This window comes from Pseudomonas corni, from assembly GCF_057128765.1.
Genome location: NZ_JBSKHW010000003.1, coordinates 25,912 through 45,447, shown reverse-complemented (window position 1 = coordinate 45,447; position 19,536 = coordinate 25,912). Strand labels below are relative to the sequence as shown.

The following is a 19,536-nucleotide window of genomic DNA, read 5'->3' as shown; positions in this document are numbered from 1 at the left end:
AACAAGGAGTGCTCTAGTTGGGATTAGCAGATTAGATCATGTAAATTTGACTTCCGACTCTTTGAGTTACGCTCTGGAGTAGAATCAGCTACCTTGGTAACGGACTGATCAGTGAAGGCAAGCATCAGAATCTCCGATACGCTGCTCAAGGAATCGTGAAACGCGTTCTGCGGAGCAAAAAATCCGGGCCCAGTGCCCGGATTTTTCGTTTCTATCAATCGCAAAAGCCGCATCGGTATAGACGGGAAGCATCCGCAGCAGCGTTTCCCCGCAGATCGAGAGAACGATCAACACTTCAGCGAATAACCGCCTCGATCAACAATACTCCGATCAGACCCAGCAACGATTGCAGGCTGAGCATCAGCGTCCAGGTGCGGAAGGTCTGCGCCACGGTGAGCTGGAAGTACTCCTTGAACAGCCAGAACCCTGAGTCGTTGACGTGGGACAGCATCACCGCGCCGGAAGCCGTCGCAAGCACTAACAGTTCCGGCGACAAGCCCGGATGTGCAAGCGCCAGAGGTGCGACGATGCCGGTTGCAGCCACGGTCGCCACGGTCGCCGACCCCAGGCAAATGCGCAGCAGCGCGGCTATGCCCCAACTGAGAATCAACGGATTGATCGCCCAGCCTGACGCGTGATGAGTAATCAGCACATCCACGTGGGTGGTGGTGAGCATCTCCTTGAAGCCACCACCCGCCCCCAGAATCATCACGATTGCGCCCAAAGGTGCCAAGCCCTGCCCGGCCATTTTCTGCACCTGACCCAGGTTGAAACCAGAGCGCAGGCCCAAGGCGAAAAAGGCAAAAATTACCGCGGCGAGCAACGACAGAATCGGGTTGTTCAACGCGTTGAAGAAGCCGTACATCGCCGTGCCTTTGACGGAGAACGCGATGCCCAGCGTACCGATCAGCATCAGGCCGGGCGGCAGCAATACAGCGATGATCGAAGCCGCCAGCGACGCTTGCGGCTGCCCTTCCACGACTTCCCGCGCACCGACCGGCCCTGCGGTCAAATCAGGCGCCGGGCCGAACCAGGGGCTGATCACTTTGGTGAACACCGGCCCGCAAATCACCGCGACCGGAATGGCAATCAGCAAACCGTAGAAAATCGTCAGCCCTGTGTTGGCGTGAAACGCTGCAACGGCCAGGGTGGGCGCCGGGTGTGGTGGCAGCAGGCCGTGGGACACATACAAGCCCGCCGCCAACGGCAGACCAATGTAGAGCAAGTGACTGTTGGTGCGTTTGGCGACCGTGTAGACCAGAGGCGCCAGCATGATGAAACTGACGTCAAACAGGTGCGGCATGCCGATCAGCAAGGCCGCCGCGCAGATAGCCCAAGGTGCGTACTGCACCGGCCGCTTGCCGATAAAAGCGTTGGCAATGCGGTCTGCCCCGCCCGAACCCAGCAGAATACCGCCGAGCAACGTGCCCAGACCGATCACCGGACCGGTCTTGGCCAAAGCGCCGCCAAAACCTTTGGCAAAGCTGTCGACGGTATCCGCCGAGCTGACGCCGCTAAGGACGCCCAGACCAAGCGCTGTGAGCGTCAAGGCCAGGAAAGGATTGAGCTTGAGTTTGGTAATCAGAACGATGAGCACAACGATGGCGCCCGCCGCCATCGAGAAGGTAAACAGTTCGCTATTCATTGTTGTATTGAGCCTGTTTTACGCTAATAAGGTGATGCACTGCGCCGTCAGCGGCGCCCGCTGGGCGGGCGCCACGTTTCAGGCATTCTGGCGACCCGCGATCCATGCCTGATGCAGGTCCGCGCTGTAGCCGCTCAGATCGGAGATGCGCAGCAACGAACCGGCCTTGATGTCCCGCGCCGCAGTGGCATGGGCTGCCAGATACAACGGCGCCACATCATCGTCGGCATCCTTGGCCGCCAGCAGAACAGCCTGCACGCCCGTGACGTCGTGGTGGTGACCGCCCATTTTCAACACAGTGCCTGCGGCGATATCCACCGTTGCACGGCCTGAAAGCACGGTGCATTGGGTCGGTTTGTCGCTGCCTGACGCGCGCTTGTGCAAGACCGCATTGAGCAGCGTGATCGGTGTTTCCACACCCATGAAGTGGTACGGCAGGTACATGCACGCATAGCGACCATTGCGGCTGACCACGTGACCTTTCTGCGCCAGCAGTTGCCAGGTTTCCTGGTCGTGGGTGCGCACGATGACGAACACGCCGCCAGCGAAACTGGCTTCATCCGGCAGGCGCAGGACGTTGAACACCTCGATCACGCCGGTCTGGCTGAGCACGCCGCCGTCTTCGCGCAGGGCGTAGATGTCCGCCAGTTCGGCGGTGCGGGCGATCGGGTAATGCAGCAGTTCGACGTCGGGGATCAAACCAGTATTGGTGGCTACCACCGACATTTCGCAGTAGTCCGCAGTTGCCGATGTCTTCAGGCCATTGAGCACCGCACGCCGGGCCGCCAAGGTCGCGGGAATGTCGTCGCCCAAAGACATCAACTCGCCCATGGCCGGTGCGGAAATGGTTTGATCGAGTTGGGTGATGACGCCGGTTTTCGGATCGAATACCAAATCGTACTCACTGGATTTACCAGCGGCCACGATGTCCAGCCCCAAGACCCGCGCCCAACTGACCCAACCAATCAGGTTGGCTGGCTGGTCGCCGTCGGCGGTGGTGTAGACCACGCTATGTTTGGCAGCGAGACGAGACAGGCTGATGCCGGATACCGCATCGACTTCCTTGCTGACCATGGCGACATGGCGGCCGGCTTCGATGTCACGTTTGGCGGTGCGATAGCCAATGGCCGGGTTACCGGTGGCTTCGACGAGGATGTCGTAGGTGGCCGCCGCCAACAGCTCAACATCGGCGACCAGCACGATGGCGTCTGCGGGGGCTGCAGCAACAGCGGCGGCGTCGGCGCATTCGACCAGGCGATCTGCGGCGAAACCCAGTTCCAGGCACAGCGCACGCAGGCCCGGCACATCCAGGTCACACAACGCTGCTGCGCTGATGCGCGGCATTCTCAGGGTTTGCGCAAGCAACGTGCGCGAGAATCCACCCTTGGCGCCGGTCAATGCGTAACGAACGGGCTGAGACTGGTCTGCAAACAGTAATTCGAAATTCATGGATCGTCCTCGGTGAAGGCGTAGGACGGTAACGACCACCGGATGACAAGCATTGTTATTGGATTTGTTGTTACCGCGTGATACCACCATAGAGCGATTTTCACAGAAACGTCAATTTATTTAACAAGGATTAACATTGACATCAGTGTGGCCGCATACGCTCGGACCGCTGCGGAGCGATTCACGGGCGAATTATCATTTTTTAACATTGCATGCACATTGGCGGTTGGCAGAACTGCGGGTGGATTGGATCGCGCCTGCTGATTTTTTTCGACGTGCGTCGGGTGCAGGTCCACAGCAAACGACAAGCTCAGTCGGTTTAACCGCGATACCTGACCGCTTCCACGAACGCGGTGAAGGCTGATGAGGCCTGTCGCCGGTTTGGGTAATAGAGATGAAAGCCCTGAAAATAGGGGCACCACTGCGGCATCGCTTCGATTAGCCGTCCATCAGCGAGGTAAGGTTTGGCTATGAAATCAGGTACATAGGCCAGCCCGATGCCATCGAGCGCGCCATTGACCACATGAATCATACTGTTGGCCGTGAGCTGACCCGTCACCCGAATATTGAGCTTGCGATTCCCTTTTTCGAACTCCCACGCATAACACCCGCCATCCATCGAGTGACGAATATTGATGCAGTTATGCTGCGTGAGATCCTGGGGATTGATAGGAACTCGATGGCGCGCGAAGTACGCAGGTGACCCCACGACTACCAGACGCCAGTCCGGGCTGACCCGCACGGCAATCATGTCCTTGCTGATTGATTCGCCCAAGCGTATGCCCGCATCAAATCGGTTGGTGACTATGTTCGTGAAGCCATAGTCGATGCTGATTTCCACCGTAACATCAGGGTATTGCGCAAGGAATCCGGTGAGCATCGGCCTGAGGATGCTTTCGGCCGCATCGTCCGAGCACGTCACACGAATTCTCCCCGCTGGTTTATCGCGCAACTCACCGAGCATCTCCAGTTCAGCGGTGATCTGGTCGAACAGCGGCCCTATCGAACCCATCAGCTTTTCGCCTGCTTCGGTTGGCGCCACATTCCTTGTCGTTCGCGCAAGCAATCGCACGCCCAAGCGAGCTTCCAAACCCCTTATCGTATGACTCAGAGCCGAAGGCGTAACACCGAGTTTCGCAGCCGCTTTGGTGAAGCTTTGTTCACGGGCCACCGCCAGGAAGGCTTGGAGATCGTTAACTTTTTGGGTGTTCATTGCTGAAATTTTCTCATCACCGCATGGAAATTGGAGAGGCTAATCAGCGTAATGCTTGCGCTATAAGCTGTCACTCAACTTCGAAATCTACTTGTCAGCGCCGATATGCCTTGGGTAAGAACCTTGCCCCGGACAGGTGCAGAGCCACTAGGTACACAGTGATATGAGCACATTTGACGCTACGCTTGGCCGAGCCACAGCCACCGAGCATCCCCCTGCATGGGGAGCAGTATTTTCAATGGCGCTATGTGTCGTTGTTCTGATCGCATCGGAGTTCATACCGGTCAGCCTGCTGACACCTATCGCCCAGGATCTTGGTATCAGCCAGGGCCAGGCAGGCCAAGCCATCTCGATTTCTGGATTTTTCGCAGTACTTGCCAGCCTTCTGAACACGCCGCTGACGGGACGGTTGGATCGCAAGAAAGTCCTACTCGGCTTCAGCTTGCTGTTGACGTTGTCTGGGCTGGTGGTCACCTTCGCGCACAACGGGCCGATGTTTATGACAGGTCGGGCGTTGTTGGGCATATCCATCGGCGGGTTCTGGTCGATGTCGACTGCCACGGTCATGAAGCTCGTCCCTAAAGACTCTGTGGCAAAAGGATTGGCACTCATCAACGGTGGCAACGCATTAGCCGCGACTATTGCGGCCCCGTTGGGCAGCTTTCTGGGCCAGTACATTGGATGGAGGGGCTCGTTCTTCCTTGTCGTGCCGTTAGCGGTCCTGGCATTTGCCTGGCAGTGGGCAAGCATCCCCGCGATGCGCAGTGAACCCGGCACGCGCTCCAGCAACCCCTTCCGGCTCCTCGGTAATCCTCAGGTAGCACTTGGAATGCTGGCAATCATGCTGTTGTTCATGGGGCAATTTGCTGTCTTCACTTATCTGCGCCCGTTCCTTGAAACAGTCACGCATGTAAGCGTCAACACCTTGTCTCTGATGTTGCTGCTGATCGGCGTTTTCGGAGTCATCGGTACTTACTTCATCGGGTCGCTATTGCAACAGCGCATGTATGCGTACCTGATCGGTATTCCGTTATCGATGGCCATCGTCGCCGCGATCCTTATCGCCATGGGCAGTTCGAGCCTGGCCACCGGTTTTCTGCTCGCCGCTTGGGGCCTCGTCGCAACTCCGGCACCGGTTGCCTGGGGTCTGTGGCTGAGCAAAACCCTACCAGATGATGCTGAGGCGGGCGGCGGGCTGATGGTCGCGACCATCCAGATGGCAATAACCATGGGCGCTGGCCTTGGCGGATTCATGTTCGATGCCATGGGCTGGTGGAGTCCGTTTGCCTTTGGCGTGGCGGTTCTCATTGGCTCTGCTGCGTTCGCGTGGGCCGCCCTTCGCAACAACGCTCAGCACTAGAAAAACAACGCAGTGAGGCGGGAGCATTGCACCTAAGCTTCCCCCACAACGCAATTGAAAACGTTTATCGTTCAGGCCTAAACTGCGGGCCATCCCGAATCGATATTCGAGCGGGCACAACGCCCGAGCCCATTTTCCATGACCGAACCCACCGCACACCTGCATCTGTTCCTCGGCGTTCGCCGGGAGCTGGTCAGTTATGCGGCGAAAATCACTGGCGACCACACGCAAGCCGAGGACGTGGTGCAGGAAGCCTGGATTCGTTTCATCCCCGCTCAGACGTCAAACGCACCAGCCATCGAACAGCCCGTCGCGTATCTGTATCGCATCGTGCGCAACCTGGCGCTGGACCTCAAACGCAGCCGCCTGCGCGAACAGGCCCATGAGGCCGCGCCACCGGTGTGGTTATTGCCGACCCATGGCAGCGACCCGGCGGAAACCTGCCAGCACAGCATGACCCTGGACCGTGTTTCAAATGCCCTTCAAGCCCTGCCGGAAGCCAGCCGACGTGCGCTGGAATTGCATCGTTTTGGCGGTTGCACGCTGGCTGAAATCGCCCGTCAGCTGGACGTGTCGTTGACCACCGCGCACCGGCTGTTGCGCGATGCGCTGGTCAAGCTGGCCCGGGAAGTCGACGAACCCGATGACGACAACGACAACCGGAACGCCTCCCGTGAAACCTGACCAAGATGCTCTGGAGCAAGCCGCCGACTGGCGGCTGCGTCTTCAGGAGGACCCACTGGCGCAGCCCGCCTTCGAGCGATGGTTGCAGGCCAGCGACGAACATCGGGTGGCATGGCAGACCATGGAAAAACTCTGGGGCGCGCTGGGGGAAATCACCCCACCCAGGGTTGCCCAACCTCCTCCGCGTCCATCGTCGGGGTCAGCCATCAGGCCAACGCGACGCCGCTGGCTCAGCCTGTCGCTCGCTGCAGGGGTTTGCGCGGTCGCAGTGATCATCGCGCCTGATGCCACTCTGGCGTTGCGTTCCGATTATCAAACCGGCGTCGGCGAAACCCGCGCCGTGCAACTGGCCGACGGCTCCACGATCACCCTGAGCCCTCAAAGTGCATTGCGATTGGTCAGCGGCGATGCGCGTCAGGTGGAGTTGATGCAGGGCCAGGCTTACTTCCAAGTGGCGCCCGATGCGCAGCACCCGTTTGTTGCCCGAGCTGGCGAACTGTCGGTCAGAGTGTTGGGCACCGCGTTTGATCTTGAGCTGCAAGAAGGCTCGGCCGAAGTGGCGCTGGAACACGGCCAGGTGCAGGCCGAAAACACCCAGCCGCCACTCAGTGAACGATTGATGCCGGGCCAACGGCTGAAACTCTCGTGGCCGTCGGGCAACGTCGAGCGCTCGCAGCTCGACCCTTCGCAAGTGGCCTCCTGGCGCAGCGGTTCGCTGTTCGTCGAGAACCAGACCGTGGCCGACATCGTTGGTCACCTGCAGCGCTACACACCCGGCTGGATCATCATCACTGACGAGGCGTTGAAACAACGGCGCATCACCGGCGTCTTCGACCTGCAAAACCCTGATCGCGCGCTCTCGGCACTGGCGCAATCGCTGTCGGTGCAGAGCCGGCAAATGACCCCTTGGGTGCATGCATTAGGCAATTTTTGAATTATTTTCGCCGTCAGGTGGAAAAAATCCCCGAGCACTACGTCTTTCATAGTCGGTTTGAGAAATCCTCTCAAACGCAATTAAGTCGTATGAAGGATCGTATCCATGCCACGCTTCCGTTCATTGCCCTCGCTGGCCCTGCTGTGCATGTTGCCCATGGGCAGCAGTTGGGCGGCCGATTCTTCAGCGCCTCATCGCACTGAACATTACGCCATCGCCGCCCAGCCACTGGCCTCCGCGCTGGCTCAGTTCGCCCGGCAGAACGGTCTGCAACTGAGCTTCGACGCTGCGCTGGCCCAAGGCAAAATGGCCCCCGCCATTGGCGGCGAGTTGAGCGAGCAGGAGGCTTTGGCACAGCTGCTGAGCAATTCCGGGTTGGGCTGGTCATTGACTCCCGAGCGCACGCTGCTGCTGTTCGCTCAGCCCGCCAGTGGTTCGCTGAACCTGGCGCCTTCGGTGATCACCTCCAGCGAATTCATCGAACGCGCCGACGGCCCGGTGCAGGGCTATCGCGCCACCCGCAGCGCCACCGGCAGCAAGACCGACACTGCCCTGCGCGACATCCCGCAGTCGATTCAAGTGGTTTCGCGTCAGGTGCTGGAAGATCAACAGGTCAACAACCTGGGCGATGCACTGACTAACGTCAGCAGCGTGCAGCGCGGCAACACCCACGGTGGCTCATCGGAGAGCTTCGTGATTCGCGGCTTCAAGGCCAACACTTACGCCGTCGACGGTATGTTGATCAATCCCCTGGTGTCGCGGCCCGAAGCCCTGCGCGATCTGGCCAACGTCGAGCGCGTCGAAGTGCTCAAAGGCCCGGCATCGGTGCTGTACGGGCGCGGCAACCCCGGAGGCCTGATCAATCTGGTCACGCGTCAGCCGAGTTTTATCCCTGAGGCGCAGGTCAAGGCGCAAGCCGGTTCTTACGACTTTTATCGACTGGAAGCCAACGCCAGCGGCCCTCTGGATGAAGCTAAAACCTTGGCCGGGCGCATGACCGTCGCCACGCAAACTGATCGCGGGTTTCGCGACACGTTCCGCGACAGCAATCGCACCTACATCGCCCCGACTTTGCGCTGGGAGCCGAGCGATTCGACGCGGGTCGATGGCGGTATGGAATACATCAACCAGACCAGCCCTTTCGACCGTGGTTTGCTGCCGCAAAACGGCAAGATCAACATGAACGCCGATCGCTATCTCGGCGAGCCCTGGTCACGGGACAAGGCCGACAAATTCTCGGTCTGGTATCGCGCCGAACACGACGTCAATGACTGGCTGACAGTGCGCCAAATGACCCGCTGGGATCAGTCGCACAAGGATCGCTACGTGGTCGACCTGCGTGGTATCGGCAGCGATGGCCGCACCTTGTCGCGTCGGGCGACCGATGGTGATGAGCGCATCAAGACCCTGGACATGCAGTTCGAAGCCATCGCCCGCTTCACTACCGGCGGCCTTAACCACACCGCCCTGGCCGGTTTCGAGTACATCGACGGCAAGCGTCGGGTGACCAGTGACCGCGCATCGCTGGCGTCCATCGACATCTTCAATCCGGTATACGGCGCCACCCCCGGCCCTTTCGCGTTCAACGAAAAAACCAGCTACGACCTGGAAGCCTACAGCTTTTAACTGCAAGACCAGATCGACCTGAGTGAGCAATGGAAGCTGATCGTGGGCGCTCGTTACGACGACACGCGACAAAAGAACGCGACCACCAACGCCGACTATGAAGTGGCACGCACCGACGTGGACCCGAGCAAAGTCTCGCCACGCATCGGTCTGGTGTATCAGCCGACCCACTGGCTGGCGCTTTATGCCAGTTACAGCACCTCGTTTGCACCGCAGAGCGATATCCAGAGCAACGGCAGCACGCTGGACCCGGAGGAAGGCGATCAGTACGAAGTCGGCGCCAAGTTCGATGTGATTCCGGACAAACTCAGCGCCACCCTGTCGGTGTTCCAGATCACCCGCAAGAACGTCGCAGCGCCGGACCCGACCGACGACAATTACTCAGTGCAAACCGGCGAGCAACGCGTTCGTGGCATCGAACTGGACGTCAGCGGCACTCCACTGGAAGGCTGGGAAATCATCGGCAACATCAGCGCGCTGAACGCTGAAGTCACAAAAGATACCGTGATCCAGACCGGCAACCGGCTCGAAGGCGTGCCGATCATGAGCGGTTCGCTGTGGTCCAGTTATCAGTTGCAGGAAGGCCCGCTGCGCGGCCTGGGTTTCGGTGCCGGAGTGATCGCAGTCGGCGAGCGCCAGGGTGATATCGACAACACCTACGACGTGAGCGGCTATGCGCGGATCGACGCCAGCGTGTTCTACGACATCAACGACAAGACCCGGGTGTCGCTGAACGGGCGCAATCTGACAGATCGCAAATACATCGAAACCGTGGCCAGTACCGACGGCAACTACGCCGGTGATCCGGCCGAAGTCGTCGCGACGTTGAGCATGAAGTTTTGAGCCATTCACAACCGACCCTCAACGCCGAAACGCTGCACCTCGCTTACGCCAAAATCCTGCGTAAACGCCTGCTGATCTGCGGCGCGTTGGTGCTGGCGCTGCTGATCTGTCTGCTGGCCGATATCACATTGGGCAGCACGTCTTTCGCTGCAAGCGATGTGCTCAAGGCCATCTTCACGCCGGCCAGCGTCGATCCCGACACGCAGGTGATCGTGCGTGAATTGCGCCTGCCTTTCGCGCTGATGGCAGTGTTGGTGGGCGCAGCGCTGTCACTGGCTGGCGCTGAGATGCAGACCATCCTCAACAACCCGCTGGCCAGCCCGTTCACCCTTGGCGTGTCGTCGGCGGCTTCGCTGGGTGCGGCGCTAGCGATCGTGCTCGACCTCGGCATTCCGGGGGTGCCCGCCAGTTGGCTGATCACCGCCAATGCCTTCGTCTTTGCGTTTGCCTCGGTGCTGCTGTTGCAGGCGGTGGCGAGCATGACGGGTGGGGTGCAATCGCTGGTGCTGTTTGGGATCGCGCTGGTGTTCAGCTTCAACGCGATGGTTGCGCTGTTGCAGTACCTGGCATCCGCCGATGCCCTCCAGCAATTGGTGTTCTGGAGCATGGGCAGTTTGAGCCGCGCCAGTTGGCCGGCAGTGCAAACCCTGGCCATCGTGTTCTTCGTTGTCCTGCCGTTCAGCCTGCGCGCGGCGTGGCAGATGACCACCCTGCGCCTGGGTGACGAGCGTGCCGCCACCTTGGGCATCGACGTGGCGCGCTTGCGCCTGGGCGCCCTGCTACGTATCAGCTTGCTGGCTGCCACCGCCGTAGCGTTTGTCGGCACCATCGGTTTCATCGGCTTGGTCGGCCCGCACATCGCGCGGATGTTAATTGGCGAAGATCACCGTTTCTTCCTGCCGGTCAGCGCATTGATGGGCGCGCTGATCATGTCGCTGTCAGCCATCGTCAGCAAACAGCTGATCCCTGGCGTGGTTCTGCCGATCGGCATTGTCACGGCGGTGGTCGGCGTGCCGCTGTTCATGAGCCTGATCCTCAAGCGAGGCCGGGCATGAGCCTGCTGCATGTGCGCCAACTGACCGTGGGCTACAAGCGCAAGACCGTGCTGCACGGCATCGATCTGCCGGACGTCGCGCCGGGTCAGGTGGTGGCACTGGTCGGCCCCAATGGCGCGGGCAAATCCACGCTGTTGCGCACCCTGGCCGGGCTGTTACCGGCGACCGGCGATCTGCGCCTGGGCGAACTGGATTTACTGCGTTGCAACCGTCGCGAACGTGCGGCAGTACTCGGTTTCATGCCGCAAACGCTGCCCGAGGGTATCGCGTTAAGCGTGCTGGAAACCCTGCTCGGCGCCCTGCGGGGCGGCGACCCGTTGCGCGCGCAAGGCAGCGCCCGGCAACAGCAGGAACGAGCGTTCGCCGTGCTGGAGCAATTGGGCGTTCAGCACTTGGCGCTACAACCGCTGGACAGTCTCTCCGGTGGGCAACGGCAGATGGTCAGCCTGGCGCAGGCGGTGATTCGTCAGCCGCGTTTGCTGTTGCTCGACGAGCCCACCAGCGCTCTGGATCTGCGTTATCAGAATGATGTGATGAGCATGGTCCGCCAGCTCGCCGATGAGGGCCGCATTGTGGTGGTGGTGCTGCACGATCTAGGGTTGGCGGCGCGTTGGGCGGATATGATCATGGTCCTTGAGCGCGGACTGCTGCACGCCGCTGGCACACCAGAACAGACCTTGACGCCGACGATGCTGGAACAGGTTTATCGGGTGCAGGCGCGGGTCGAGCGTTGCAGCCTCGGCCGGGTGCAGATCCATGTTGACGGGTCTGTTTCATGATCCGGCTGGTGTGCCTGTTATGGCTGTTCTGCACGTCATTGCAAGCGGCAGACTACCCAATGACGGTGACTGATCTGGCCGGGCGCAGTGTCACCCTGCGCCATGCACCGCAGCGCATCGTCCTGCAGGACAGCAATGATCTGCTGTCGATTGCGCTACTGGAGCGTGAAAAACCATTGGCCCGAATCGTCGCCTGGGACAACAACCTGGCCAGTTCCGATCCGGGGCTTTGGACCGTGGTTAGCCAGCGCTGGCCCGAGGCGGAACGCATCCGCGAAATCGACTTTCCGCAAAGTGGACAACTGGACATCGAAAGCCTGTTGCGCACCCGACCTGACCTGATCATCGCGCGTCTGGGTGCCCGCGCTGCGATTGAAAATACAGTGCTGGACAGCGTGCTGCAGCACCTGGGTATTGCGCTGATCTACGTCGATAACGAGCTGGACCCGCTGGTCAATGTGCCGCGCAGTCTGGAATTGCTGGGGCAAGTGCTGGATCGCGAGCCGCAGGCTCAGGCTTATCTGGACGTGTACCGCGCGCAACTGGCGCAGCTCAAACAACGCGCGGCCGGGCTTAAGGCGCCGAAGGTGTTCGTCGAGGCGCGGGCAGGTCAGGCTGGTGCGGGGGGTTGCTGTCATACACAGGGTCATAGCGGCTGGGGATTGTTGAGTGAAAACATCGGCGCGATCAATCTGGGCTCGCGTTATTTGCGCAGCGAATCGGCGGATGTGGCGCTGGAAACCCTGATCCTGAGCAAGCCGGATATCTACCTGATGACCGGCACACAGCGCCTGCGCAATGGCGTCGGTGCCATCCCGTTCGGCTATGGCGCCAGTGTGGAGCGAGTCAACAGCGAGATGCAGCGCTTGATGGCTCGGGCTGGGTTTTCGGCCATTGCTCAGTCGCCGAACAGCTGCGTTCAGGGGCTCAGTCATCAGTTCTACAACAGCGTGTTCAACATCGTTGGCGCGCAGTGGCTGGCCAAGCTGTTCTGGCCTGAGGTGTTCGCTGACCTCGACCCGGATGCCGAGTATCGACGGCTGATAAGCGAATTCACCACCCTGCCCGACGTGCCGTTCGTATTTCACGCGCAGGTTTGTTTTGGCGGCAGTTTGTGAGCAGTGACAGGTTTTAGGGCCGCTTCGGTCGGACGCGACCCCGGAGCCATCGTCGGCAAGCCAGACTCCTACGCCTTCGGCAGAAGCGAAACGGCCGCGCGGCATAGATGCGATCAGTTGCGTGTGCCGCGGAGCATAGAAACGACCGCAGCCCGCTGTTGATTCTGGCCGGAGGCCGTAGGAGCGTGGCTTGTCCCGCGATCTGGCGCGTAGCGGCAGTAAAACCTGAGCATGCGGTGTGTCAGTTGAAATTGTGGTGACAGGTTTTAGGGCCGCTTCGGTCGGACGCGACCCCGGAGCCATCGTCGGCAAGCCGGACTCCTACGCCTTCGGCAGAAGCGAAACGGCCGCGCGGCATAAATTGCGATCGTTTGCCCTCCGGGCAGAAGCGAAACGGCGGCGTGACATAAATTGTGACCGTTCGCCCATCGGCAGATGCGGGAACGATCAGATTCAAGGCACCAGAACACATGCGTTGAACGGGCTGGCCTAATCGCGAGCAAGCTACCTCCCACCCTGACCAAACGAGCGACAACCGATGATTCAACGCCTCAAAGCCTGGGCCAAGCGCCTCAAAGCCAACCTGACTCTGCTATGGCTGTGCTGCCGCGAACCGGACATGCCTTGGCTGCCGAAGGTTGTGGCAATGATCACGGTGGCGTATGCGATCAGCCCCATCGACCTGATTCCGGATTTCATCCCGGTACTGGGTTATCTGGACGACGTGATCCTGCTGCCACTGGGCATTGCTCTGGCCATGCGGCTTGTTCCAGACGCCCTGCTGCTGCTGCGCTGCCGCCCCCAAGCCGAGGCAATGGCTGGGCAACGCGTGAGTCTCAAGGGCCGCTGGATCATGGCCGGGGTGTTCGTTCTGATCTGGGGATTGCTGATGTGGGGCGCGATACGGGCGATTGCTGATTAATCAGCTCGCCGCTTGTCGCACAGCGTCTCGTGCAAAGGGCTGCAAATAATGGCTAGCCCGTAAGGCCCAGACGCCGCCACTGGATGACGTCGCCGGGCAGAACCCGACAGCGTTCAAATGCCGGGTGGGGCCACGTGCCGAATGCATGAAACTTCGGGCTTGTTGCTGTATCAGAATGTGCGCAAGTGATTCCAAGGCCATCGCGCCCACTGCCGAGAACGAGCCATGCCCACATCGTCAAAACAAGCCGAAACTCCCCAGGTAGTGCCGCTGAGCAAAGGGGATTTGCGCCAGGCATCCGAACTGGTCAGGCTCGCCTTCGCGACCTACATCGGCGCTGTGGAACCGGGTGAGTTCTGGAACGATCGCGACTACGTGCATAACCGCTGGAACGCCCCTCACGGCCGCTGGTTCAAGGCCTTGATCGACGATCGCATGGTCGGGGTGCTGTGCGTTTCACGCTGGGGGAGCAATGCCGTCGTCGGGCCGGTCGCCGTGCATCCTGATTATTGGGATCAAGGAATCGCCAGAGGTTTGATGACGACAGCCGTCAAGCAGCTCAATGAATGGGAAGTCACTCACGCAGGTTTGATGACCTTCCCTGACAGCCCCAAACACATCGGCCTGTATCAGCGTTTTGGCTTCTGGCCTGCCGCACTGATCGCCATCCTGCAGCGCCCGGTCAAGTTCTGGCATCAAGCTCAGACCGTGGTGCATTACGGCCAGCCCGGCAGCGACTCGAAAGGGCAAAAAGCGGCATGCATTGGCATCACTGACAGCATCATGCCGGGACTGGATGTGAGTGGAGAGATGGACGCGGTGCTGCAGCAGAAGCTTGGCACGAGTCTTATTTTGCTAGATGAAACCGCTCAGCCGCATGCCTTCGCCATCTGTCATTTCGGCCCCCACAGTGAAGCCGGTGATGGGGTTTTCTACGTCAAGTTCGCCGCTGTGGCGCCGGGCCCGCAGGCGCCCATCCTGTTTGAAAAACTGATCGCCGCCTGCGATGCCGCTGCACAGCAAGCAGGTCAGACAACGCTGACGGTTGGCGTGAATACGGCGCGTCAGGGCGCCTATCAATGGTTGGTCAACGAAGGATTTCGTACCGACATTCTGGGCATTTCGATGCACCGGGGGCGCGCGGGCTACGATCACCCCAACGCCTGGGTGCTTGACGACTGGCGTTGAGCACCCAGGCCCGCTTCTGCGCGGAGCGCGTAGGAGTCGGCTTGCCGACGAGTGGGTTCTGTAGGAGCCAACTTGTTGGCGAAGCGATCAGCGCGGGGTATCAGGCATACCGCCTCGCGAACAAGTTCGCTCCTACAGGAGTGCGGTTGGTGCTCATGAGATCATCAGGGGGCGAAGCGGCCCTAAGAACCCGGCCGATTGAGTGACACCTGATACACCGCATCGCTCGATGCGCGCCCTAAACGGGCGCATGTTTTTCCATCAGCTCGATGACCCAGTCGATGAACACCCGCAGCTTGATGCTGATATGCCGGTTGGGCGGAAACGCGACGAACATCGGCATTGGCTCGAAACTCCAATCCTCGAACAGCGGCACCAATTCGCCCCGCGCCATGCACGCCTTGGCCATGTATTCGGGCAGCCATAAAACCCCCATTCCGGCCAAACCCGCCGCCATGTAGGCGTTGCCATCGTCAACCGACAACACGTAACGACCGTGCACATTCAGACTCTCGCCATCGCGGTGCATCGCATAGGGCAGCGCCTTGCCGGTGCGCGCCCAGAGATAGCCGACGATGCGGTGGTGGGAGTTTTCCAGGTCCTGAGGATGGGTCGGAGTGCCAAGGCGTTGAAGATAATCGGGTGCGGCATAAACCCCCAGTTGCAGATCGCCGATACGCCGCGCCATCAGCGATTGATCCGTCAGCTCGCCGCCGCGCACCACACAGTCCACGTTCTCGCGGATCATATCCACCACACGATCACTGACGCCCATGTCGATCTGGATGTCGGGGTAACGCGCGTGAAAGTCTGGCAGCGCAGGCATCAGAATCAAGGTAGCGAACGGGCTGGGCACATCTACCCGCAAGCGGCCGCGGGGCAAGGCTGCGGCGCTGGACAGACTGGTCTCGGCGTCGTCCATGTCAGCCAGCAGCTTGATGACCCGCTCGTAATAAGCGGCGCCGTCGGCAGTAATGTTGACCTTGCGCGTGGTGCGGTTGAGCAGCTTGACTCGCAGCCGCGCTTCCAGTTGCTGCACCAGTTGCGTGACGGTGGTCTTGCTCATGTGCAGCGTGTCAGCGGCTTTGGTGAAGCTGCCGGTTTCCACCACTCGGGCAAAGGCCTGCATCGCATCGAAACGGTCCACGTCCAGCCTCCGGTCATTGCGCGATTGTTTGAGATTGGCAAACAGTGATGGGCAGAGTTGCGCGTTTATCGCAGCGCCACAAGTACTTAAAGTCAGCTCATCGTTAATTGCGGGTCGCCCCTGACCCGACGAAGGAGCCATCCCATGAGCAAACGTGAAGTCGTATTCCCGCCCGGCCGCCACGCGCTGTATGAGCGCAATCGCTACTCACCGGCTGTAATTTCCAATGGCCTGTTGTTTGTTTCCGGACAGGTGGGCAGCCGAGAGGACGGATCTCCGGAGCCCGATCTGCAGGCGCAGGTGCGCCTGGCGTTCACTAATCTGAACGCAGTGCTGGGCGCTGCAGGTTGTACATTCGACGACGTGCAGGACGTCACCGTGTTCATCGTCGACCCGGAAGCGACGTTCGAGAAAATCTGGAAGGTCGTGCCGGAGTTCTGGGGCGAGGCGCCTCACCCGACGATCACCTGCGTGGGGGTGACGTGGCTGTACGGGTTTCAGTTCGAGATCAAGGTGGTCGCTAAAATTCCGGGCGTCATCGAGGGGTAACACAGGGCGACTGCCCGCCCCGTGCTGTGTAGCGCGTTTACTTGTTGCGAGTGACGCGCCAAACCGTGTTGGCCAGGTCGTCGGCGATGATCAGTGCGCCTTTCGGGTCGACCGTGACACCGACCGGTCGGCCGCGAGTCTTGCCATCGTCACCGCGGAAGCCCGTCGCGAAATCGACGGGCTCACCGGCCGGACGTCCTTGCTTGAACGGCACGAAGATCACTTTGTAGCCCACCGGATTATCCCGGTTCCAGCTGCCGTGCTCACCGACGAAGGCCCCTTCGGCGAACTTGTCGCCCATGGCCGGCAGGGAGAAATCAACCCCCAGCGCGGCCACGTGGGAACCGAGGCTGTAATCGGGTTTGATCGCAGCGGCGACGCGTTCCGGATTTTGCGGCTGCGCGCGAGTGTCGACGTTCTGGCCCCAATAGCTGTAGGGCCAGCCGTAGAACGAGCCCTCGCGGATAGACGTCAGGTAATCCGGTACCAGATCAGGCCCTAGCTCATCGCGCTCGTTGGCGACGGCCCACAACTGGCCGGTTTCAGGCTCGATGGTCAGTGCGGTCGGGTTACGCACGCCCGTGGCGTAGGGCTTGTGCGCACCGGTTGCGGCATCGATCTGCCAAATCATCGCCCGATCAATCTCGACTTCCATCCCGCGTTCGGTGACGTTGCTGTTGGAGCCAATGCCGACATACAGGAAGCGGCCGTCAGGGCTGACGGTCAACGACTTGGTCCAATGGTGGTTAATCTTCGACGGCAGGTCGGTAATAGTGGTCGGCGCACCGCTGGCTTTTGTCTGGCCGTCTTGATAATCGAAGCTAACCAACGCGTCTTGGTTGGCGACGTACAGCTTGCCGTTGGCGAACGCCAGGCCATAGGGCGCGTTGAGGTTTTCGGCGAATACGGTCTTGGTTTCGTAAGTGCCATCACCATCAGCGTCGCGCAGCAAGGTCAGGCGATTGCCGCCTTTGACCTGCGTGTTGCCTTGGGCCTTGATGTAGCTGGCGATCACATCCTTAGGCTTGAGTTTGGCAGCGCTGCCGCCACGACCTTCCGCCACGATGATGTCGCCATTAGGCAGCACCAGGGTCTGGCGCGGGATCTTCAGGTCCGATGCAATCGCGGTGATGCTGTAACCCTGGGGCACCGTGGGCTTCTGATCGCCCCAGGCCACAGGTTCAGCGATCTTCATGCTGGGCAGCAAGCCGCCTTGAGGCTGGGGCATTTTCGGGTCGGGCCCGCGTGCTTGAGTACTGTCGGCTTCGCTACCGCAAGCGCTCAGCAGCAGCGCCATGCTCAAGGCTGTCAGGGCAGTCAGTGCGTTGGAATGCTTCATTTCGCTTCTCCCGTGCGCACGCTTGAATGGGGCTGCGAATGCAGATTGCTCAGGCCAATCCAGGCTGAAACCAAAGTCAGCACGAACACGACGACTGACAGCACCAGCCCCATTGGCATGGCGGCCCAGGCGTCTTTGGCGTGTTCGAAGGCGTTGACCAAGCCCACCACCCACGTCACCAGCAACAGCAGGAAATACAGCACGGGGCGGCCAGCCTTGTGGTCGGCACGGATCAGATTGACCAGCGCGAACAATAGGGCAAAGCCGCAAAACACCAGACCACCCGCAATGAGCCATGACGCAAAGTTGGCCCACTGGATCTGGTAGGTGTTGTAGTAGGTGATATCGCTGAGCAGTGCGCCGAGAAACAGCGGCACGGTACCGGCAAGCAAGATCGCGTGAAGCGGGCTCGGCGTGCTTCGGTAGACGGGATAGGCGGTTGAGGTCACGGTAGCTCCTTAATGTTCGGCGAACCTGGACACGACTCAGCACGAATGCACTGGCTTTTCAGGGTCGCGCTGACTGCGCACAAGAGAGGAGCCTTGTTGTAGAGCGTTAGTTCAGCGTGTTTCGTGACGAAATGTTTTGCAGCAACTGCCGAACACCAGAGCAACTCGAAACCTTGAGCTACTCACTGTATTTATCCTGCGCGCTCGCTGTAGGCCAATGCGCGCTGCATTGCCTGAGGGTGTTGGCCGAAGGTGCGCAAAAACGCTTGGCGCATCTGCTCGCGATTAGCAAAACCTGCTTCGCGTGCGACGACTTCTATCGGATGGCGGCTGGTTTCCATCATGACCCTTGCGGCCTCGACGCGAAGGCATTCGATGGCTTTGGCGGGCGTCTGCCCGGTCTCTTCGCGAAACACCCGGCTGAACTGACGAGGGCTCAGGCGCGCGACGGCAGCCAACGCCTCGACTGACAAATCGTTTTTCAGGTTTTCCCGGGCGTAGACCAGGGCCAGTTGCACCCGGTCGGATTTCGGATCGAGCTCCAACAGTGCCGACAGCTGCGACTGTTCGCTGCCACGCCGCTGGTAGATGACCAGTTTGCGCGCCACGCGGCGGGCGATGTCGCTGCCCAGATCGTTCTCGACCATCGCCAGCGCCAGATCAACGCCAGCGCTCATACCCGCCCCCGTCCAGATCTGACCGTCCACCACGAACAACCGATCTTCTTCCAGCTGGATGTCGGGGTAGCGCTTTTTGAACGCCGGGGCGTAAATCCAGTGAGTGGTGGCGCGCTTGCCGTCCAGCAATCCCGCCTCTGCCAGCACGAAGCTGCCAGTACACAGCGATACGATCCGGCGTGAGTGCGCCGAGGCAGCCTGCACAAATTGCAGCAGGCTCAAGGTTGGCAGTTCGAATTCCATGTGGCCGCTGATGATCACCGTGTCGTAGCCGTCAGGATTAACCGGCTCGGTCAGCACCGAAAAGCCTTGGGACGACATCACCGCCCCGCCCGATTCCGACACCAGGCGGAACGCGTAGGCAGGCTCACCACGCATCATGTTCGCGCATTCGAACACCGAGCCCACGGACAGGCTCAGCGACTGAAAGTTGGGATAAACGATCAAAGCAACGGTATGCATCACGTCCTCTTCGGCAATTGCGCGGGTATCGATGAGTGTCGGTGCAGGCGAGCAGCCCGCCGCGCTTTAACTCGGGGCGATGCTATCTCGCCAGGAG

18 protein-coding genes are annotated in these 19,536 nt (G+C 60.3%); 11 read left to right on the top strand and 7 right to left on the bottom strand.

Annotation, left to right across the window (positions count from 1 at the left end):
* Window positions 1-295: 295 nt before the first annotated feature.
* From ACWKV9_RS07380 to ACWKV9_RS07370, 3 genes are all read right to left on the bottom strand, one after another.
* Complete coding sequence (locus ACWKV9_RS07380; protein ID WP_483835438.1) at window positions 296-1,645, bottom strand: GntT/GntP/DsdX family permease; 1,350 nt, start codon at window positions 1,643-1,645, stop codon at window positions 296-298.
* A gap of 78 nt (window positions 1,646-1,723) precedes the next feature.
* Window positions 1,724-3,094 carry a hypothetical protein gene (locus ACWKV9_RS07375; protein ID WP_483835437.1) on the bottom strand — a complete coding sequence of 457 codons (1,371 nt, stop codon included), beginning with the start codon at window positions 3,092-3,094 and terminating at the stop codon, window positions 1,724-1,726.
* A gap of 319 nt (window positions 3,095-3,413) precedes the next feature.
* Window positions 3,414-4,307, bottom strand: a complete 894-nt coding sequence (locus ACWKV9_RS07370; RefSeq protein WP_483835436.1) for a LysR family transcriptional regulator — start codon at window positions 4,305-4,307, stop codon at window positions 3,414-3,416.
* A 163-nt stretch (window positions 4,308-4,470) separates the two neighbouring features.
* Between ACWKV9_RS07370 and ACWKV9_RS07365 the strand changes: the two genes are divergently transcribed.
* From ACWKV9_RS07365 to ACWKV9_RS07320, 10 genes are all read left to right on the top strand, one after another.
* Window positions 4,471-5,667: an MFS transporter gene (locus ACWKV9_RS07365; protein ID WP_483835435.1), complete on the top strand. Its 1,197-nt coding sequence runs from the start codon at window positions 4,471-4,473 to the stop codon at window positions 5,665-5,667.
* A gap of 138 nt (window positions 5,668-5,805) precedes the next feature.
* Complete coding sequence (locus ACWKV9_RS07360; protein ID WP_483835434.1) at window positions 5,806-6,351, top strand: sigma-70 family RNA polymerase sigma factor; 546 nt, start codon at window positions 5,806-5,808, stop codon at window positions 6,349-6,351.
* Window positions 6,341-7,285 (top strand): FecR family protein, encoded by a 945-nt coding sequence (locus tag ACWKV9_RS07355; RefSeq protein WP_483835433.1) that lies wholly within the window; start codon window positions 6,341-6,343, stop codon window positions 7,283-7,285. Before ACWKV9_RS07360 ends, ACWKV9_RS07355 begins: the two co-directional genes overlap by 11 nt.
* Window positions 7,286-7,390: 105 nt before the next feature.
* Window positions 7,391-8,911, top strand: a complete 1,521-nt coding sequence (locus ACWKV9_RS07350) for a TonB-dependent siderophore receptor (RefSeq protein ID WP_483835432.1) — start codon at window positions 7,391-7,393, stop codon at window positions 8,909-8,911.
* Complete coding sequence (locus ACWKV9_RS07345) at window positions 8,912-9,754, top strand: TonB-dependent siderophore receptor (RefSeq protein WP_483835701.1); 843 nt, start codon at window positions 8,912-8,914, stop codon at window positions 9,752-9,754. It abuts the gene before it with no gap.
* Window positions 9,751-10,809: a FecCD family ABC transporter permease gene (locus ACWKV9_RS07340; RefSeq protein WP_483835431.1), complete on the top strand. Its 1,059-nt coding sequence runs from the start codon at window positions 9,751-9,753 to the stop codon at window positions 10,807-10,809. The genes ACWKV9_RS07345 and ACWKV9_RS07340 overlap by 4 nt, the downstream gene beginning before the upstream one ends.
* Entirely contained in the window at window positions 10,806-11,588 is a 783-nt protein-coding gene (locus ACWKV9_RS07335; protein WP_483835430.1) for an ABC transporter ATP-binding protein, read from the top strand. The genes ACWKV9_RS07340 and ACWKV9_RS07335 overlap by 4 nt, the downstream gene beginning before the upstream one ends.
* On the top strand, window positions 11,585-12,706 hold the full coding sequence (locus ACWKV9_RS07330; protein ID WP_483835429.1) for an ABC transporter substrate-binding protein: 1,122 nt from the start codon (window positions 11,585-11,587) through the stop codon (window positions 12,704-12,706). Before ACWKV9_RS07335 ends, ACWKV9_RS07330 begins: the two co-directional genes overlap by 4 nt.
* Window positions 12,707-13,244: 538 nt before the next feature.
* The gene (locus ACWKV9_RS07325) at window positions 13,245-13,628 is read left to right on the top strand and encodes a YkvA family protein (protein ID WP_483835428.1); all 384 of its coding nucleotides are present in this window, start codon (window positions 13,245-13,247) and stop codon (window positions 13,626-13,628) included.
* Between the two features lie 225 nt (window positions 13,629-13,853).
* Window positions 13,854-14,816, top strand: a complete 963-nt coding sequence (locus ACWKV9_RS07320; RefSeq protein ID WP_483835427.1) for a GNAT family N-acetyltransferase — start codon at window positions 13,854-13,856, stop codon at window positions 14,814-14,816.
* A gap of 238 nt (window positions 14,817-15,054) precedes the next feature.
* On the opposite strand, the gene ACWKV9_RS07315 is transcribed toward ACWKV9_RS07320, so the two are convergent.
* On the bottom strand, window positions 15,055-15,963 hold the full coding sequence (locus ACWKV9_RS07315) for a LysR family transcriptional regulator (protein WP_483835426.1): 909 nt from the start codon (window positions 15,961-15,963) through the stop codon (window positions 15,055-15,057).
* A gap of 144 nt (window positions 15,964-16,107) precedes the next feature.
* Here ACWKV9_RS07315 and ACWKV9_RS07310 point away from each other — a divergent pair, with 144 nt between their 5' ends.
* Window positions 16,108-16,512: a RidA family protein gene (locus tag ACWKV9_RS07310; RefSeq protein WP_483835425.1), complete on the top strand. Its 405-nt coding sequence runs from the start codon at window positions 16,108-16,110 to the stop codon at window positions 16,510-16,512.
* Between the two features lie 37 nt (window positions 16,513-16,549).
* Here the strand turns inward: ACWKV9_RS07310 and ACWKV9_RS07305 are convergent, their stop codons facing one another.
* The 3 genes from ACWKV9_RS07305 to ACWKV9_RS07295 all read right to left on the bottom strand — a co-directional run bounded on the left by ACWKV9_RS07305 (window position 16,550) and on the right by ACWKV9_RS07295 (window position 19,439).
* On the bottom strand, window positions 16,550-17,851 hold the full coding sequence (locus ACWKV9_RS07305) for a PQQ-dependent sugar dehydrogenase (protein WP_483835424.1): 1,302 nt from the start codon (window positions 17,849-17,851) through the stop codon (window positions 16,550-16,552).
* Window positions 17,848-18,300, bottom strand: a complete 453-nt coding sequence (locus ACWKV9_RS07300; RefSeq protein WP_483835423.1) for a DUF2231 domain-containing protein — start codon at window positions 18,298-18,300, stop codon at window positions 17,848-17,850. Before ACWKV9_RS07300 ends, ACWKV9_RS07305 begins: the two co-directional genes overlap by 4 nt.
* 191 nt (window positions 18,301-18,491) lie before the next feature.
* A complete protein-coding gene (locus ACWKV9_RS07295) occupies window positions 18,492-19,439 on the bottom strand; it encodes a GlxA family transcriptional regulator (RefSeq protein ID WP_483835422.1) in 948 nt (315 codons plus the stop codon).
* Window positions 19,440-19,536 lie beyond the last annotated feature (97 nt).

Excerpts from the sequence above, each read along its gene's own strand:
- ACWKV9_RS07350 (WP_483835432.1), top strand. The coding sequence starts at position 7,391 with ATGCCACGCTTCCGTTCATTGCCCTCGCTGGCCCTGCTGTGCATGTTG.
- ACWKV9_RS07305 (WP_483835424.1), bottom strand. The coding sequence starts at position 17,851 with ATGAAGCATTCCAACGCACTGACTGCCCTGACAGCCTTGAGCATGGCG.
- ACWKV9_RS07320 (WP_483835427.1), top strand. The coding sequence starts at position 13,854 with ATGCCCACATCGTCAAAACAAGCCGAAACTCCCCAGGTAGTGCCGCTG.
- ACWKV9_RS07325 (WP_483835428.1), top strand. The coding sequence starts at position 13,245 with ATGATTCAACGCCTCAAAGCCTGGGCCAAGCGCCTCAAAGCCAACCTG.
- ACWKV9_RS07375 (WP_483835437.1), bottom strand. The coding sequence starts at position 3,094 with ATGAATTTCGAATTACTGTTTGCAGACCAGTCTCAGCCCGTTCGTTAC.
- ACWKV9_RS07310 (WP_483835425.1), top strand. The coding sequence starts at position 16,108 with ATGAGCAAACGTGAAGTCGTATTCCCGCCCGGCCGCCACGCGCTGTAT.
- ACWKV9_RS07295 (WP_483835422.1), bottom strand. The coding sequence starts at position 19,439 with ATGCATACCGTTGCTTTGATCGTTTATCCCAACTTTCAGTCGCTGAGC.
- ACWKV9_RS07365 (WP_483835435.1), top strand. The coding sequence starts at position 4,471 with ATGAGCACATTTGACGCTACGCTTGGCCGAGCCACAGCCACCGAGCAT.
- ACWKV9_RS07380 (WP_483835438.1), bottom strand. The coding sequence starts at position 1,645 with ATGAATAGCGAACTGTTTACCTTCTCGATGGCGGCGGGCGCCATCGTT.
- ACWKV9_RS07360 (WP_483835434.1), top strand. The coding sequence starts at position 5,806 with ATGACCGAACCCACCGCACACCTGCATCTGTTCCTCGGCGTTCGCCGG.
- ACWKV9_RS07370 (WP_483835436.1), bottom strand. The coding sequence starts at position 4,307 with ATGAACACCCAAAAAGTTAACGATCTCCAAGCCTTCCTGGCGGTGGCC.
- ACWKV9_RS07335 (WP_483835430.1), top strand. The coding sequence starts at position 10,806 with ATGAGCCTGCTGCATGTGCGCCAACTGACCGTGGGCTACAAGCGCAAG.
- ACWKV9_RS07330 (WP_483835429.1), top strand. The coding sequence starts at position 11,585 with ATGATCCGGCTGGTGTGCCTGTTATGGCTGTTCTGCACGTCATTGCAA.